Genomic DNA, 17,262 nt, shown 5'->3' with positions numbered 1-17,262 from the left:
ATGTTGGTAATAAATAATCTGTTGATTTAAAGATAAGCTATGTTATAATATGATTGCCTAAAAACTATAATGAAAGGCAATTATATTATATTAGATTTTTACGATATAATTTTTAGTAAAGGAGATTTACATGAGAGACTATAGCGCTTTTGATATACTAGGACCAATAATGGTTGGTCCATCTAGTTCTCATACTGCAGGAGCAGCTAGATTAGCAAAGGTAGCCCGTATTATAGCTGGAGGTAAAATAAAAAAGGTAGAATTTTATCTTCATGGCTCTTTTGCAAAAACATATATAGGACATGGAACTGATAAGGCATTGTTAGCCGGAATACAAAATATAGATCCTTGGGATGAAAATTTAAAGAAATCTTATGAAATAGCTACTGAAAATGGAATTGAATATGACTTTATTGAAAGTGATTTAGGTGAAGTTCATCCAAATACTGTAAAATTCATTATAACAAGAGAAGATGGAATGATTTCCGAAGTTACAGGATCTTCGATAGGTGGAGGAAATATTTTGATTTTTAATATTGATGGTCAAAATGTTGAGTTTACAGGAGAATTTCCTACTATACTTACACATCATAAGGATTTACCTGGTGTTATTTCTAAGATATCATCTATTTTATTTGAAGATAATATAAATATAGCAAACATGAGGGTATATAGAGATGGAAAAGGTAAATTAGCAACTATGGCATTGGAAACAGATAATATTATAACTGAAAAGATAAAAGTAAAGGTAAAACAAATTGAAGAAATAGAAAGTGTTAAATTTATTAATCCAGTAGTAGAAGGAGTTTTATAATGTTTGTAACAAATGGTAAGGATTTAATAAAAGAGTGTTCAAAAGAAGGTATATCTATATATGAATACACTATAAGACAAGAAATGGAAAAAAGTGATCTTAATCGAAGTGATGTTTTAAATAAGATGAAACATAATTTAGATGTAATGAAGAGTTCTTCTTCTTTTGCACAATATAATGATGTAAAGTCTGTCAGTGGATTAATTGGAGGAGATGCATATAAATTAGGACAATATGCTGATAAGAAAAAAACGTTAACTGGAGATTTTATTGTAAGAGCAATGGCTAGGGCATTATCATCATCTGAAGTAAATGCTGCTATGGGAAGAATAGTTGCTTGTCCAACAGCTGGTTCTTGTGGTATATTGCCTGCTGCTGTTATATCTGCGGGGGAAAAATTAGAGAAAACTGATGAAGAATTAATACATGCGTTGTTCACAGCATCAGGTGTAGGTATTATTATTGCTAAAAATGCTACCTTAGCAGGAGCAGAAGGAGGATGTCAAGCCGAGTGTGGCTCTGCTGCAGCCATGGCATCAGCAGCTATTGTTGAAATGTTAGGCGGTACTCCTGAACAGGCTTTAGATGCAGCAGCTATTGTCATAAAAAATGTATTAGGTCTTATCTGTGATCCTGTTGCTGGACTTGTAGAAGTGCCTTGTGCAAAACGAAATGTGGCCGGTGTTGTCAGTGCTCTTACAACAGCAGATTTAGCAATGAGTGGTGTAAAAAGTAAAATTCCATTTGATGAAGTTGTATGGGCAATGTATAGGGTTGGCAAGCAATTACCTCCTGAACTTAGAGAAACTGCTTTAGGGGGCATAGCAATAACGCCTACAGCTTTAAAGTTTAATGAAGAAATATTTAAAGAATCATAAAATGATTTTGTTAAAAAGATTATATTATTTTAAAAGAAACATATATAAAAAAGAGTTTATTTTTATAAATAGATTACTGTAATGGTAAAAAAATATTATTGACAAACAATTTGTACTATGGTAATTTTAATGTAATATATATTGTAAGGGGAAGAGTAATCACTTAGTTTTAATTAAAGCAAGATAGGGACGATGGAAGCCTATTATTAGCTTGTGATGAAAGACACCTCTATTTATTGCAATGACAATTGAGAGGGACTATTTTTAGTCCAAATAGGGTGGCAACGCGGGTTATACTCGTCCCTAAGAGGGACGAGTTTTATTTATTTTTATTTGGAGGATAATTATGGAATCTATGGGTTTGCTGAGAAAAACTAATATGTGTGGAGAATTGACAAAAAAGGATATTGGTAAAGAAGTTGTGCTAATGGGATGGGTTCAAAAAAGAAGAAGCTTAGGTGGACTTATCTTTGCAGATTTAAGGGATATTACGGGTTTAATTCAAGTAGTATTTGATACTGAAGTAAATAAAGAAGCTTTTGAGAAATCAGAAAGTTTAAGAAGTGAGTTTGTTATTGCTGTTAGAGGAAAGGTATGCGAAAGAGAATCTAAAAACCTTGAAATGGCAACAGGAGAAATAGAAGTATATATTGATGAATTAAAGATTTTGGATTCTGCTGAAACTCCACCTATATATATTAAAGATAATGATGATGTATCTGAACAAATGAGGTTGAAATATAGATTTCTTGACTTAAGAAAACCAAGTATGCAAAAAAATCTTATTATGAGAAGTAAAACATCAAAGATTTTTAGAGATTTTTTATATGATAATGGTTTTAATGAAGTGGAAACTCCTTTTTTAACAAAGCCTTCTCCAGAAGGAGCAAGGGACTATTTAGTACCAAGCAGAGTTAATCCAGGAAAATTTTATGCATTACCACAGTCGCCACAGCTTTTTAAACAGTTATTAATGGTATCTGGTATGAATAGATATTATCAAATAGTAAGATGTTTTAGAGATGAAGATTTGAGGGCTAATAGGCAGCCTGAATTTACTCAAGTTGATATCGAAATGTCATTTGTAGACGTTGAAGACGTGATATCAATAAATGAAAAACTTATACAAAAAATATTTAAGGAAATAAAAAACATTGATATTGAAATTCCTATTAAGAGAATGTCATATCAAGTTGCTATGGATAAATATGGCTCTGATAAACCTGATTTGCGTTTTGGTTTTGAATTAAATAATATATCTGATATATTTGTGAATTCTGGTTTTAATGCATTTAAATCTACGATTGAAAATGGTGGAGTAATTAAGTGTATTAAAATTGATAGTTCTTCGGAAGAGTTTTCGAAAAAAGGAATTTCTAAATTAGAGAAATTTGCAAAGACATATGGAGCTAAAGGTTTAACATGGTTTAAATATGAAAATGAAGTTTTTGAATCTCCAATTTCTAAATTTCTAAGTGAAAAAGAAATTAACGAATTAATAACTAACCTAGATATAAAAGAAAAAGATATAGTTTTCATAGTAGCTGATAAGGAATCAGTAGTAAATACTGTCCTTGGCGCTTTAAGAATAGAAATTGCTAGAAGTAAAAATTTAATTGAAAAAAATAAATTTGAATTAGTATGGATAACTGACTTTCCATTGTTTGAATATAGTGAGGAAGAAGATAGATATGTTGCAAAACATCATCCATTTACTGCACCGATAGATGAAGATATTGATAAATTAGAATCAAATCCTGATGAGGTAAGAGCAAAGGCCTATGATATTGTAATTAATGGTGATGAAATAGGTGGTGGAAGTATTAGAATTACAAATAGCAATTTGCAGAGTAGAATGTTTAAGGCAATTGGTATGACACAAGAAGAAGCTAATGATAAGTTTGGATATTTATTAGAAGCTTTTAAATACGGGGTACCACCTCATGGTGGAATTGCATATGGATTAGATCGTTTTATGATGCTTTTAACTGATAGTGATAATATAAGAGACGTAATTGCATTTCCAAAAACACAAAGTGCATCATGTTTAATGACTAATGCTCCTGCTATTGCGTCAAGTGAACAATTAAAGGAATTAGGTATTGATACAATTGAATAATTTATCCTGCTTATTAAGATTTTAATTTTAGAAAGGATGATTTTAATGGAACAAGTAGGCAAAATTGAAAAAATTAATGGTAATAAAGCAACTATTTTAGTAAAAAGAATTTCTGCATGTGGAGACAATTGTGCAAGTTGTTCAGCAGCATGTAAAGTAAACGGAATTAGAATAGAAACTGAAGTAACAGATGATATACAAGTGGGAGATTATGTAGAAATAACAACTGAAAATGACGTTATGTTTAAGCATATACTCATGATTTATGGAATGCCTTTAGTTTTAATGATAGGTACAATATTTATAGTAAATACCTTAATGAATGGAAATTCAAACAAAGATGCTATTTCGGCTCTTGCAGGGTTAGCATCACTAGTAGTATCCCATTTTATATTAAAAAGTTATGATAAAAATGAAATGAAAAAAAATTCTATAAAATATACAGTAGCTAAAAAATTATAAATGTAGTTTTATTGAAACTTTGATGTAATGAAATATTAGAAGGTAAACAATGAATATATTTGATATGCAATATGAAAATTCAATAAAAAATAAGGCACCATTGGCTGAAAAGATGAGACCTTTAAATCTTAATGATTTTGTCGGACAAGAACATATTGTAGGTAAGGGTAAAATTTTAAATAGAGCAATAGAAGCTGATAAACTTTCTTCTGCCATTTTTTATGGGCCACCAGGAACAGGTAAAACTACCTTAGCTAAAATAATAGCAGAAAATACGAATAATAATTTTACAACGCTTAATGCAGTAACCGGTGGTATAAAGGATATTAAAGAAAGAATAAAATTTGCTGTAGATGAATTGTCTTTTTATAATAAAAGAACTATACTTTTTATTGATGAAATTCATAGATTTAACAAAGCTCAACAGGATGCCCTTTTACCTTATGTTGAAAATGGAACTATAATTCTTATTGGTGCCACTACTGAAAACCCATATTTTGAGGTTAATTCAGCGTTGATATCTAGATCTCTAGTATTTGAGTTTAAAAAAATTTCAAATATAGATATCAAAAATGTTATGAAAAGGGCTATTGAAGACAAAGAAAAAGGCTACGGTAACAAAAATATAGAAGTTACTGAAGATGCTTTAAATCTTATAGTTAATAATTCAAATGGAGATATAAGAAAAGCTCTTAGTGCATTAGAACTTGGGATAGAAACGACTAAAGAAGTTAATGGTAAAGTTAAAATCGATTTAAGTATAGCAGAAGAATGTATTCAAAGAAAGAAAGTTGAATATGATAAAAATGGGGACAGCCATTATGATACAATTTCAGCTTTTATAAAAAGTATGAGAGGGTCAGATCCGGATGCAGCAGTATTTTGGCTTGCTAAAATGATTAAAGGTGGAGAAGATCCAAAATTCATAGCAAGAAGAATTATTATATGCGCTTCAGAAGATGTTGGCAACGCTGATCCTAGAGCTTTAGAAGTAGCGGTAAATGCTTTTAAAGCAATTGAGATAATTGGATTTCCTGAAGGCAGAATAATTCTCGCTCAAGCTGTTATATATATATCTTGTGCTCCAAAAAGTAATGCATCTTATATAGCTATAAATAAAGCTTTAGAAGCTGTTGAAAGGAGTTCTTTGGAAGTTCCTGATCATTTAAGGGATAAAAGTTATAAGAACGCAGCAAAGTTAAATAAAGCTACAAACTATATGTACCCACACGATTATGATAAATTTTATGTAAAACAACAATATTTACCAGAGACTATGAAGGGTGTAAACTTTTATGAACCAAAGGATTCAGGCTATGAATCAAGAATTAAAAAGTTTATGGAATACTTGAATCAGGTTCCTTAGAATAGGGGGATTATTATGGATTTTAAATTTTCAAATTCAAATATTAATAATTTAGATATAGGACAGAAGTTAAATAATAAAATAAATCTTGAAGATTTCGATTTAAATAAGGGATATGATGTGTCCGTTGAATTTTATAATAAAGATTTAGTGGATGATAGTTTAAATGAAAATGTATCATATGAGATTAAGAGGAAACATTTTTTATTTATTCAAGAGATAAGAAATTTCTTTAAAAAAAATAATATTAGAATTAATAAATGCTATCTGATGGGCACAATCTTAGACTTAGTTGAAGATGAAATGAATATATCTATATTGATTTCTGATTCTAATAAAATAAGTAATATTATTTGGCCATGTAAAGAAATTTTTATATATGAAGATACAAAAAATAAGTTGGATAATTTGTTATACTCTAATCAAATTTCAATGGAAGAATATGTATCAAATTTAGAAGATTTGAAATATGAATTAAGCATTTATGAGAGCGAAGAAGAACATGAATACCTAAACTAATAAAAGATTATTTTTAACTGGCATATAATAATACTTTTTTATGTTGTAACTTATTATTTTATTTTTAATAAAATATGTTAAATAAGAGTTTTTCACAGCATAAAGGAGGAATAATATGGAGTTATATATTATTACATTTAAGCATGGTAACTATACGATTGCGGCTTATAGCAATTTAGAAAAGTATAAACTAACAAATATAAAACTTTCTCAAACACCTTTTAGTATCAAAAGCGAATGTGATTTATGTTTAAAAACCAAAGATTTAGAAACATTAAAATTAATTATAAGAGAGTGTCGAGGAAAATATCCTATAGATAATGTTTATAGTACAATAAAACAAAATGGATTATTAGTATATAAATTATTACCTTTAACCTTTGATTAAATTAATACTGTGTGATGTAAATGTCCTGCAAACAAATTAAATGTAGGGGACGCATTGTATGCGTCCTGTTTCTTTTTTTGTTAGACAAATTTTTATAAATATTGTTGACAAAATTACTTGGGTATAATATAATTAATTAAACCCAAGTTAAATAGTAGGGATTAAAAGAGAAGGGAGATAGATATGATATTATCAACGAAGGGCAGATATGGTTTGAAAGCAGTATTTGAACTTTCACTAAATTATGGATCTGGCCCGATTTCTCTTAAGAAAGTATCAGAAAAATATGAAATATCTGAAAATTACTTAGAACAACTATTTGCTAAGTTAAAGAAAAAAGGTTATATAGAAACAGTAAGAGGACCTCAAGGCGGATATATGCTTGCAAAAAATCCTAAGGAAATAACAGTTGGAATGATTCTTAGAACATTAGAGGGAGATATTACGACTTCTGATTGCTTAGGTAAAGATATTTGTTCAAGAGAATCAATATGCGCTACAAGAATTATTTTTGAAAAAATAGAAAATAGCATTAATGACGTAATTGATAATATAACACTTGCTGATATGTACGAGGATCATAAAAAAATTTTAACGGAGGATAATAATGAGCAGAAAAATTTATCTTGATAATGCTGCCACAACAAAAGTAAGAAAAGAAGTAATAGAAGAAATGCGTGGCTATTTTGATGAGATGTATGGAAATCCATCAAGCTCTTTATATGAACTTGGAAGAAAGTCAAAGGAAGCAATTGAAAATGCACGAAGTACTGTTGCAAATTTTATAAATGCTGATGAAAAAGAAATATATTTTACTGCTGGTGGTACAGAATCAGATAACTGGGCTATTAAAGGCGTAGCTTTTGCTAATAAAAATAAAGGAAATCATATTATAACAACTAAAATAGAACATCATGCAGTTCTTCATACTTGTGAATATTTGAAAAAATTCGGATTTGAAACAACGTATTTAGATGTAGATAAATATGGAATGATAGATTTAGAGCAGTTGAAAACTAGCATAAGGCCTGAAACAATACTAATTTCTGTAATGTATGCAAATAATGAAATAGGAACTATTCAACATATTGAGGAAATTGGAGAAATTGCTAAAAAACATAATATAACATTCCATACTGACGCAGTTCAGGCTTTAGGCAGTGTTAAGATAGATGTTAAGAAACAACATATAGATTTATTGTCCATGTCTGCCCACAAGATTGGAGGGCCTAAAGGTGTTGGTGGAATTTTTATTCGTAAAGGTGTTAAGATAGACAACTTCATACATGGCGGTGGACAGGAAAGAGGAAAAAGAGCTGGTACTGAGGGTGTACAAAACATTGCAGGATTTGGTAAAGCTGTAGAAATTGCTTCAAGAAATTTCGACAAACATATAGAACGTTTGACTAGTCTTAGAAACAGACTTATGGATGGAATAAAGGTAAATATTCCAGATGTTGTATTAAATGGCCATCCAACAGAAAGACTTGCAAATAATGTAAATTTTTCATATAAATATGTTGAAGGTGAATCTATATTATTATTGTTAGATATGGAGGGTATTGCAGCTTCTAGCGGTTCAGCATGTACGTCAGGATCATTGGATCCTTCTCATGTACTTTTGGCCACTGGTCTTGATCATGGAACTGCACACGGTTCAATAAGAATGACTTTAAGTGAAGAAATTACAGAAGACGATGTTGATTATGTAATTGAAACAATGAAAAATATAATTACTAGACTAAGATCAATATCACCTCTTAAGGATGACAATGATTTATAAAAAGGCAAAAGAGTGTTTCTAACCTTATAGGTTGAAAGGTAGTAAAGATTTATTGAAAAAGAAATTGAATTAAATATATAAATGGAGGAAGATATGTATACAGAAAAAGTAATGGATCATTTTAGAAATCCAAGAAATGTAGGTTCAATTGAAGATGCTGATGGAATTGGGCAAGTTGGTAACCCTAAATGTGGGGATATAATGAAAATATATCTTAAGATTAATGATGAAGAAATTATAGAGGATGTAAAATTTGAAACATTTGGATGTGGTTCAGCTATTGCATCATCAAGTATGGCAACAGAACTTATAAAAGGCAAAGATATTAATGAAGCTGTGGAAATGACTAATAAGGCAGTTATTGAAGCTTTAGGAGGACTTCCACCTGTTAAGGTTCACTGTTCAGTATTAGCAGAGCAAGCAGTTAAGTCAGCGTTATTTGATTATTCACAGAAAACAGGTAAGATAATTAAGGGATTAGAAAATTATGTACCAGAGGATGATGAAATTCACTGTCATTAATAACATATTATAATTTGCGGGGGCGGTTGATTATTGCTACCGCTTTTTTATTATATAGGAAAGTTATCCTTTCCTATATAATAAAAAACGAGGATTGCAAAGGACGGAACGTCCTTGCCGTTAAGGGGGGTGCTCAGTAAAAATGCATTAATAAAGCATTTTTACGCCGAAGGGGGACATAGGTCCCCCTAGCGGAGTTGCGAAGCAACTCTTTTTATTATTTATTTATAGTTGACAATATGGTAAAGAATACATTATAATTTCTTAATAAAGAATGAATCGAATACTTGAACGGAGGAAAAATGGATAATTTAGATAGATTTTCGATTAATAATATAAGAAAAGAATTTATGGATTTTTTTAAAAGTAAAGAACATTTAACTGAACAAAGCTTTTCATTAATACCAAAGAATGATAAAAGTTTACTTCTCATAGGAGCTGGAATGGCACCTATGAAAAGATATTTTACAGGTGCAGAGATACCTCCATCTAATAGAATGGCTACATGTCAAAAATGTGTACGCACTGGAGATATTGATAATGTAGGAATTACTGCAAGACATTTAACTTTTTTTGAAATGCTCGGAAACTTTTCTTTTGGTGATTATTTTAAAGATGAAGCTATTTCTTGGGCGTGGGAATTTTTAACAAAAACATTAAAGATTGAAGAAGATAAACTATGGGTAACAGTATATGAAGAGGATACTGATGCTGAAAAAATATGGCATGAAAAAGTAGGTGTTCCTCTTGAAAGAATTGTCAGGCTTGGAAAGGACGATAACTTCTGGGAATTAGAAGTAGGTCCAAGTGGTCCTTGTTCTGAAATATATTATGATACTGGAGAAGGTAAAGGCTGTGGATTACCTGATTGTAAACCAGGTTGTGACTGTAACAGATATATTGAAATATGGAATTTAGTATTTACCCAATTTGACAAAGATGAAAAAGGAGTTTATCATCCTTTGCCAAATCCTAACATAGATACAGGAATGGGACTTGAGAGAGTTGCTACAGTTCTTCAAGGTAAACCTTCAGTATTTGATGTTGAGCCATTGTTATCGATAATTAAAAAGATTGAAGAAATAACAAACTTAAGTTATGGAAAAGACAAGAATAAGGATACTGCAATGAAAATAATTTGCGACCATTCAAGAGCAGCAACTTTTATGATTGGTGACGGAGTTATTCCTTCAAATGAAGGTAGAGGATATGTTTTAAGAAGATTAATAAGAAGAGCTATCCGTAAGGGTAAATTTTTAGGCATACATAGAGAATTCTTAACAGAAACTGTTCAAGTAGTTATAAATGAGTGGGAAAAAGCATATCCTGAACTTTCAGAAAAGGAAAGTTATATATTAAAAGTTATAAATCTTGAAGAAGAAAAATTTAAAATAACAATAGACCAAGGGTTAGAGCTTTTACAGAAGGAAATACAAAAAATCAAAGAAGCTGACAAACATGTTTTAGATGGTAGTATTGCATTTAAGTTATATGATACTTATGGATTCCCGTATGAGCTTACCGAAGAAATATTAAATGAAAATGACTTTGAATTGGATAAAGAAGAATTTCTTGCAATAATGGAAGAACATAGAAAAATGGCAAGAGAAGCTAGAAATAAAACAGGTAGTTCAGGTTGGAAGAATAAAGATTTTAATATTGATGCAGCTAAAACAATTTTTACTGGATATACAGAAGTATCAGATGAAGCTGAAGTTCTTAAAATAATAGTTAATGGTGTTGAGAATAATACTATAGAGGAAGGGCAGTCAGGCTTTATTATACTTAATAAAACTCCTTTTTACGCTGAAAGCGGCGGACAGGTTGGAGATACAGGTAAGTTAGCTGCAGATGAATTTGAAGCAGATGTTATAAGTACTAATAAGTATAATAAAGATATTTATATTCACGAAGCTAAAATTATGAAAGGTTCTATCTCTGTAGGTGATAATATAATAGCTAGTATTGATGTTGATAAAAGAAAAAATATAGCTAAGAATCATACTAGTACTCATTTATTACATAAAGTATTAAAGCAAATTTTGGGAGAACATGTTAATCAAGCAGGATCTTATGTTTCAGAAGAGAGACTGCGATTTGACTATACACACTTTGAGACTATTGATGAAGCAACAATTAAGGAAATTGAAAGACGAGTAAATAAGGCAATTTTTGCAGATTATAAGGTATTTACTGATTTGTTGGATATTGAGGATGCAAAAAAATCTGGAGCTACTGCTTTATTTGATGAAAAATATGATGGTGTTGTGAGAGTTGTAAGTATAGATACCTTTAGCAAAGAACTTTGTGGAGGCACACATATTAATGAAACTGGGAAAATAGGTTTATTTAAAATTATTTCAGAAGGTAGTATAGCTTCAGGTGTGAGAAGAATAGAAGCTATAACTGGAAAAGCTGCTTTAAATTATTTAAATTATTTAAATGATTTAGTTGATGGATTGTCAGAAACTATGAAAACTACGAGAGAAGAACTTTTAAGTAAAGTGAATAATCTAAAAAAAGAGTTAAAAGATAAAGATAAAGAAATTCATAAGCTTAATAATGAAATTTTAAAGAATAATATAAATGAAATTCTTGATGATTATGAAGAAATAAATGGGCTAAAGTTGTTTGCGATTAAAACTAAAGATAAGGATGCTAACTCTTTAAGAGAAATGGCTGATAAAATAAAAGATAAAAATGAAAACTGTATTATAATTCTAGCATCTGACTTAGGAAACAAGGTGTTATTTGTATCATCTGTTACTAAGGATTTGGTTAAAAAAGGAATTCATGCTGGAAATATAATTAAAACAGCAGCAACTGTTGCTGGCGGAGGTGGTGGAGGAAGACCAGATTTCGCACAAGCTGGAGGAAAAAATCCAGAAAAAATTAATGAAGCATTTGAAGTAGTAAAAAATCAAATTAAAGAAATCAATTAGAAATTTAGGATGACAAGGGTTTTTATAATAACATAAATATAATTTGCAAATATTTGAAAAATAATATCTAATAATTTAATTGATTTTATATAAATAATGTAGTACAATAAATTAAGTTATGTATAGGGGTGGTATTAATGGATAAGAATGTAAATAACAATACAACAAAATTTAATTACAATACAGAATCGTTAAATGAGGCTAGAGAAGTAATATCCCAAGTTTATAAATCATTGAAAGAGAAGGGATATAATCCAAATAACCAGCTCATAGGATATATATTATCAGGAGATCCAACTTATATAACTAATTATAATAATGCAAGAAGTTTAATAAGAAAAATTGAGCGAGACGAACTGTTAGAAGAAATAATAAATGTTTATTTGGATGTAATTGAAGAAAATTAGTACGATATTTTCAATAGTCGCATATACAAAATAAATAATATTATTTAGCAGTATATTAATATACTGCTATCTTTTATATAGACTAGTGGTGAAATGATGCAATATACAAAATTATTTAGAAATAAAATATCAAAAATTTGTTATGGAACACTAGCTTTAAGTAATTTGCAAAATGATGATAATGTTTACAATAAAGTAAATTTATTAAATTATGCTTATGAAAAAGGAATAAATTTTTATGATACAGCAGAACTTTATAATAATTATAATATATTAAAAGAATTCATAAAAGATAAAGACAGGGATAAACTAATAATAGCTACAAAAAGCTATGCTTATGATAAAAAGACAGCAGAATATAGTGTTAACAAGGCATTAAGAGAATTAAACACAAACTATATCGATGTATTTATGCTACATGAACAAGATAATGGCAATAATTTTATTGGTCATTATGAGGCTGTTAAACGCTTTATGAAGTACAAGGATGAAGGAATAATAAAACATTTTGGTATATCTACACATAGAGTGGAAGCAGTGAAAGACAGTATTAAATTTAAAGAAATTGATATAGTATTTCCTTTAATAAATATGAAAGGAATTGGCCTACAGGATGGAACAATAGAAGATATGTTGGATGCTGTAAAAATAGCTAAGTTAAATGGTAAGTTTATTTTAGCTATGAAAATATATGGAGGAGGACATCTAATTTCAGAAGCAAAGGATGCATTTAACTTTGCGAATAATTTAAAGGATGTGGACTCTTTAGCTATAGGTATGAGTACTATTGAAGAAATAGAAGCTAATATCTGTTATTTAGAAAACAATGAGTTAAAAAATAATATAAAAAGTAAAATTAGAAATCAAAAACGTACTCTTGTTATAGAAGAGTGGTGCGTAGGCTGTGGAAAATGCACAAAGAAATGTAAACAAAATGCATTGAAAATTGTTAATGGAAAATGTAAAGTAGATATGAGTAAATGTGTTTTATGCAGTTATTGTGCTGGTGAATGTGCGGATTTTTATATCAAAATTGTATGAGGTAGCTATGGACAGATTAATGGGTCTTGATGTGGGAGATAGAACAATAGGAGTTGCAGTAAGTGATTTATTGATGATAACTGCGCAGGGTGTAACTACTATCAAAAGAACAAATATTAAAAATGATATTAAGGAACTCAAAAAAATAATTGAAGAATACCAAGTTACTAAAATTGTATCAGGACTACCAAAAAGATTAGATGGAAGTGTTGGGATACAAGGAGAAAAAGTTCTGGAATTTTTAGAAAAGGTAAAAAAACATATTGATTTGCCTGTTGAGCTTGAAGATGAACGTTTTACCACATTAATGTCTGAGAAAATGCTCATAGAAGCAGATGTAAAACGAAAGAAAAGAAAAGAAGTTATAGACAAATTAGCTGCGGTTCAAATATTGACTTCATATATGCAGCGAAGTACAAAATGATTAATGGGAGGTCGAATGAAAAATAATATTGTAGAATTGATTAATGATGAAGGTAAAACTGAAAAATTAGTAGTTGAAGCGACCTTTCACGTTGATGATATCCAGTATGCAGTACTTCATGAAATTAACTCTGATGAAGGTATGATTTACTGTGTAGAAGAAACTGAGGACGGAGAAGTTATTTTTAGTATAGTAGAAGATGAAGAAGAATTAAAAGAAGTTGTAGAAATATACGAAGGAATAGCAGATGAACTAATTTAAATTTGAAGAGGTGTTCTTATGAGTGAAATAGATAATTTTCAAGATATATTGGGTGATAAGGGATACAAAATGACTACTCAAAGAAGAGTAGTATATGATATATTAATGGAAAAAAAAGATGCACATTTAAGCCCAGAAGAAGTCTATGAACTTATTAAACACAAACATCCAAAAATTGGATTGGCTACAATATATAGAACTTTGCAACTCTTTGAAGAAATAGGATTAGTATATAAGCTAAATTTTGATGAAGGCTGCAATCGATATGAAATATTATTGCCAAACAATAATGAAATTCATCAACATCATCATTTAATATGCAAAAAATGTGGCAAAATTATTGAGGTCAAGGAAGATTTAATGAACTCATTGGAAGAAATTATAGAAAAACAATACAATTTTGAAATATTAAATCATAACGTTAAATTCACCGGAATCTGCAGTGATTGTAGAAAAAAGGAGAATTATAATGGCAACAGAAAAGAAACATAAATTAAAAGTCATTCCATTAGGGGGGATGGGCGAAATTGGAAAAAACATGACTGTATTTGAATATGGTAACAATATTGTTATTATAGACTGCGGTATGTCATTTCCAGAAGATGAAATGTTAGGTATAGATATTGTAATACCAGACATAACATATTTAATAAAGAATGCAGATAAAATAAAGGGTATAATATTAACTCATGGTCATGAGGATCATATTGGATCTATTCCATATTTATTGAAGAAAATCAATATTCCAATATATGGAACGAAATTAACATTGGGACTTGTTGAAAATAAGCTTTTAGAACATAAACTAGATGATGTGTCCTTAAATGTAGTAGAACCAGGAAAAACTTTTAACTTAGGATGCTTTAAAGTTAGATTAATTAGAAGTAATCATAGCATACCTGATGCAGTAGGAATAGCAATTAATACGCCTATAGGAACAATAGTTCACACTGGTGATTTTAAAATTGATTATACACCTATAAATGGAGATGTAATTGATTTAGATGCATTTGCTGAATTAGGACGTAAAGGTGTGCTACTAGCCATGTCAGATAGTACAAATGTTGAAAGACCTGGGTACACAGAATCTGAAAGTACAATTGGCTATAAATTCATGGAGATATTTAAAAATAGCCAGTCAAGAATAATAGTTGCATCTTTTGCTTCAAACATACATCGTGTCCAGCAAATAATAAATGCCGCAGTAGCCTATGGTAGAAAAGTTTCAATTTCAGGAAGAAGTATGTTAAATACTGTTAAGGTATCTCAGGAACTTGGATATTTAAATGTGCCTGAAGGAACAATAGTTAATGTAAATGATTTGAAAAAGTTAAAAGATAATGAAATAGTTATAATAACAACAGGGAGCCAAGGAGAGCCTATGTCGGCCCTTACAAGGATGGCTAATAATGATCATAAAAAAATACAAATTAAAGAAGGCGATTTAGTAATAATATCAGCTAGTCCAGTTCCAGGAAATGAAAAAACTGTATCAAGAGTTATAAATACGCTTTATGAAAAAGGAGCAGAAGTATTATATGATGCACTAATTCCAGTTCACGTATCTGGTCATGCTAGACGAGAAGAGTTGAAGTTAATGCTAACTCTTTTAAAACCAAAGTTTTTTATTCCTGCTCATGGTGAATATAGACATTTAGTGCAACATTCTAAACTTGCTGTAGAATTAGGAATACCTGAAAAAAATACTGTTATAGCAAAAAATGGTAGTGTAATAGAAATTACATCGAAATCAATTGTAAGGAATGGAAGTGTGTCATCTGGCAATATATTAGTAGATGGACTAGGTGTTGGAGATGTTGGAAATATAGTACTAAGAGATAGAAAGCTGTTATCAGAGAATGGTCTAATAATAGTAGTGCTATCTACAGCAAAAGGTACAGGAAAGGTTGTTGCAGGTCCAGAAATTGTTTCAAGAGGATTTATTTATGTAAGAGAAAATATAGATCTTATTGAAGAGTCAAAGGCTGTAGTTAGAAGTGCTTTAAATAAGTGTAGCGAAGGAAATATCAAAGAATGGAACAATATAAAGATGTCTATAAAAGATGCTTTAAGTAGCTTTATATATGAAAAAATTAAACGTAACCCAATGATACTTCCTATTATTGTAGAAGTTAAAGGTGAAGATTTTATATAATAAAAAAGGACAGAAGTCCTTTTTTATTTACTATTTAATTACAAATTTTCTTGGAGTTGATTATCTAAATCTTCAAAGCAATAGTACCATCGAGGACATTCAACACCAAAACTTTCAGGATCTTCAGCCCTTTCTATTGCTTCATCATATGTTTGTGGTAATGGTTGAATAACAGGTTCTCCAGGCATCCAATTTGCAGGAGTGCTTACTTCATATTCAGTAGATATTTGAAGTGCATCAATTAGTCTTAATAATTCATACATATTTCTCCCAACTGTAGCAGGATAACTTAAAATAGCACGTATTCTTTGTAGAGGGTCAATAATAAATACATCTCTTACACTTTGTTCATAAATTCTGTCAGGGTTTACCATTCCATAAAGATTAGAAACTATCGCGTCTCTATCTGCTATTAAAGGAAACGGCATGTAAAGACCAGTAAATTGAAATATATCATATAACCATGCTATATGAGATGGATTACTATCTATACTTAAACCTATTAATTGTACATTTCTTTTTTCGAATTCTGGATAAAGTTGGGCAAAAGAAATAAATTCAGAGGTACAAACCGGTGTGAAATCTCCAGGATGTGAAAATAATACAACCCAATTTCCTCTATATTGGGATAGAGATATAACACCTTGAGTGGTAATTGCAGTAAAATCAGGTGCAATACGACCTATTGTTAAGCATTCTCTATTTTCAATATATGTATTTGTTGAATCATCATTATTTGGAATCATTTTAACGCTCCTATTATTTTTTACTATCATAATATGAATTAAAGTGTTAATTGTTAAAAAAAGAAATCACGATTACCGTGATTTCTTTTACTTATTTATCTTTTAATCATATGAAAGTTAACACCTAATATAGGTCCAAACTGGGATGGCTTATTATTAACAATTCTTTTATCCTCAATCCTTGTATTTACTTTGTTTACTTTACTATTTAATTCAGGATTGAATTTACCTGATACTTCATTAGATAAATTAGATTGTACATCCCTTTTTATTTTCATTTCAGTTAATTTGTTAAAACTTTTTAAATTAGGAGCGTTTCCCTTGTTTAACCTGTCCAATAGAATCAACCCTTCCACGAATTAAATTCAAAAGAGTAATTTCTCTTAATGAAATTTCATTCAAGAATTTTAATTCATATGATAAAAGTAACAAGCA

At 29.8% G+C, this 17,262-nt stretch carries 19 protein-coding genes; 17 read left to right on the top strand and 2 right to left on the bottom strand.

Annotated elements, in window-relative coordinates:
- The first annotated feature begins 130 nt into the window (after positions 1 to 130).
- From sdaAB to U8307_RS01195, 17 genes are all read left to right on the top strand, one after another.
- Positions 131 to 814, top strand: coding sequence for an L-serine ammonia-lyase, iron-sulfur-dependent subunit beta (gene sdaAB, locus U8307_RS01275; protein WP_326909490.1), 684 nt, complete (start codon positions 131 to 133; stop codon positions 812 to 814).
- Positions 814 to 1,692: an L-serine ammonia-lyase, iron-sulfur-dependent, subunit alpha gene (gene sdaAA, locus U8307_RS01270; protein ID WP_326909489.1), complete on the top strand. Its 879-nt coding sequence runs from the start codon at positions 814 to 816 to the stop codon at positions 1,690 to 1,692. The genes sdaAB and sdaAA overlap by 1 nt, the downstream gene beginning before the upstream one ends.
- Before the next feature lie 346 nt (positions 1,693 to 2,038).
- Positions 2,039 to 3,811, top strand: coding sequence for an aspartate--tRNA ligase (aspS, locus tag U8307_RS01265; RefSeq protein ID WP_326909488.1), 1,773 nt, complete (start codon positions 2,039 to 2,041; stop codon positions 3,809 to 3,811).
- Positions 3,812 to 3,856: 45 nt separating this feature from the next.
- Entirely contained in the window at positions 3,857 to 4,273 is a 417-nt protein-coding gene (locus tag U8307_RS01260; protein WP_326909487.1) for a SoxR reducing system RseC family protein, read from the top strand.
- A gap of 49 nt (positions 4,274 to 4,322) precedes the next feature.
- Complete coding sequence (locus tag U8307_RS01255) at positions 4,323 to 5,639, top strand: replication-associated recombination protein A (RefSeq protein ID WP_326909485.1); 1,317 nt, start codon at positions 4,323 to 4,325, stop codon at positions 5,637 to 5,639.
- A gap of 15 nt (positions 5,640 to 5,654) precedes the next feature.
- The gene (locus tag U8307_RS01250; RefSeq protein ID WP_326909484.1) at positions 5,655 to 6,158 is read left to right on the top strand and encodes a hypothetical protein; all 504 of its coding nucleotides are present in this window, start codon (positions 5,655 to 5,657) and stop codon (positions 6,156 to 6,158) included.
- A gap of 115 nt (positions 6,159 to 6,273) precedes the next feature.
- On the top strand, positions 6,274 to 6,546 hold the full coding sequence (locus U8307_RS01245) for a putative Se/S carrier-like protein (RefSeq protein WP_326909482.1): 273 nt from the start codon (positions 6,274 to 6,276) through the stop codon (positions 6,544 to 6,546).
- A gap of 183 nt (positions 6,547 to 6,729) precedes the next feature.
- Positions 6,730 to 7,176, top strand: coding sequence for an RrF2 family transcriptional regulator (locus U8307_RS01240; protein ID WP_326909479.1), 447 nt, complete (start codon positions 6,730 to 6,732; stop codon positions 7,174 to 7,176).
- Positions 7,154 to 8,329, top strand: a complete 1,176-nt coding sequence (gene nifS / locus U8307_RS01235) for a cysteine desulfurase NifS (RefSeq protein ID WP_326909476.1) — start codon at positions 7,154 to 7,156, stop codon at positions 8,327 to 8,329. Before U8307_RS01240 ends, nifS begins: the two co-directional genes overlap by 23 nt.
- Before the next feature lie 93 nt (positions 8,330 to 8,422).
- Positions 8,423 to 8,851 (top strand): Fe-S cluster assembly scaffold protein NifU, encoded by a 429-nt coding sequence (gene nifU / locus U8307_RS01230; RefSeq protein WP_326909474.1) that lies wholly within the window; start codon positions 8,423 to 8,425, stop codon positions 8,849 to 8,851.
- A gap of 302 nt (positions 8,852 to 9,153) precedes the next feature.
- Positions 9,154 to 11,793: an alanine--tRNA ligase gene (gene alaS / locus U8307_RS01225; RefSeq protein ID WP_326909472.1), complete on the top strand. Its 2,640-nt coding sequence runs from the start codon at positions 9,154 to 9,156 to the stop codon at positions 11,791 to 11,793.
- Between the two features lie 137 nt (positions 11,794 to 11,930).
- On the top strand, positions 11,931 to 12,200 hold the full coding sequence (locus U8307_RS01220) for an IreB family regulatory phosphoprotein (RefSeq protein ID WP_326909470.1): 270 nt from the start codon (positions 11,931 to 11,933) through the stop codon (positions 12,198 to 12,200).
- A 93-nt stretch (positions 12,201 to 12,293) separates the two neighbouring features.
- Positions 12,294 to 13,241, top strand: a complete 948-nt coding sequence (locus tag U8307_RS01215; protein ID WP_326909468.1) for an aldo/keto reductase — start codon at positions 12,294 to 12,296, stop codon at positions 13,239 to 13,241.
- A 7-nt stretch (positions 13,242 to 13,248) separates the two neighbouring features.
- A complete protein-coding gene (gene ruvX, locus U8307_RS01210; RefSeq protein WP_326909465.1) occupies positions 13,249 to 13,665 on the top strand; it encodes a Holliday junction resolvase RuvX in 417 nt (138 codons plus the stop codon).
- A gap of 15 nt (positions 13,666 to 13,680) precedes the next feature.
- Entirely contained in the window at positions 13,681 to 13,926 is a 246-nt protein-coding gene (locus U8307_RS01205; protein ID WP_326909463.1) for a DUF1292 domain-containing protein, read from the top strand.
- An 18-nt stretch (positions 13,927 to 13,944) separates the two neighbouring features.
- On the top strand, positions 13,945 to 14,418 hold the full coding sequence (locus U8307_RS01200; RefSeq protein WP_326909461.1) for a Fur family transcriptional regulator: 474 nt from the start codon (positions 13,945 to 13,947) through the stop codon (positions 14,416 to 14,418).
- Complete coding sequence (locus U8307_RS01195) at positions 14,396 to 16,081, top strand: ribonuclease J (RefSeq protein WP_326909459.1); 1,686 nt, start codon at positions 14,396 to 14,398, stop codon at positions 16,079 to 16,081. The genes U8307_RS01200 and U8307_RS01195 overlap by 23 nt, the downstream gene beginning before the upstream one ends.
- A gap of 38 nt (positions 16,082 to 16,119) precedes the next feature.
- Here U8307_RS01195 and U8307_RS01190 read toward each other — a convergent pair whose 3' ends face one another.
- Together U8307_RS01190 and U8307_RS01185 are read right to left on the bottom strand one after the other, a co-directional pair.
- Entirely contained in the window at positions 16,120 to 16,827 is a 708-nt protein-coding gene (locus U8307_RS01190; RefSeq protein ID WP_326909458.1) for a peroxiredoxin, read from the bottom strand.
- A 95-nt stretch (positions 16,828 to 16,922) separates the two neighbouring features.
- A complete protein-coding gene (locus tag U8307_RS01185) occupies positions 16,923 to 17,165 on the bottom strand; it encodes a hypothetical protein (RefSeq protein WP_326909456.1) in 243 nt (80 codons plus the stop codon).
- Positions 17,166 to 17,262: the final 97 nt, after the last annotated feature.

The sequence above is a fragment of the Sedimentibacter sp. MB31-C6 genome, assembly GCF_035934735.1.
GTDB lineage: Bacteria > Bacillota > Clostridia > Tissierellales > Sedimentibacteraceae > Sedimentibacter.
This window is presented reverse-complemented; position numbering and strand designations above follow the sequence as displayed.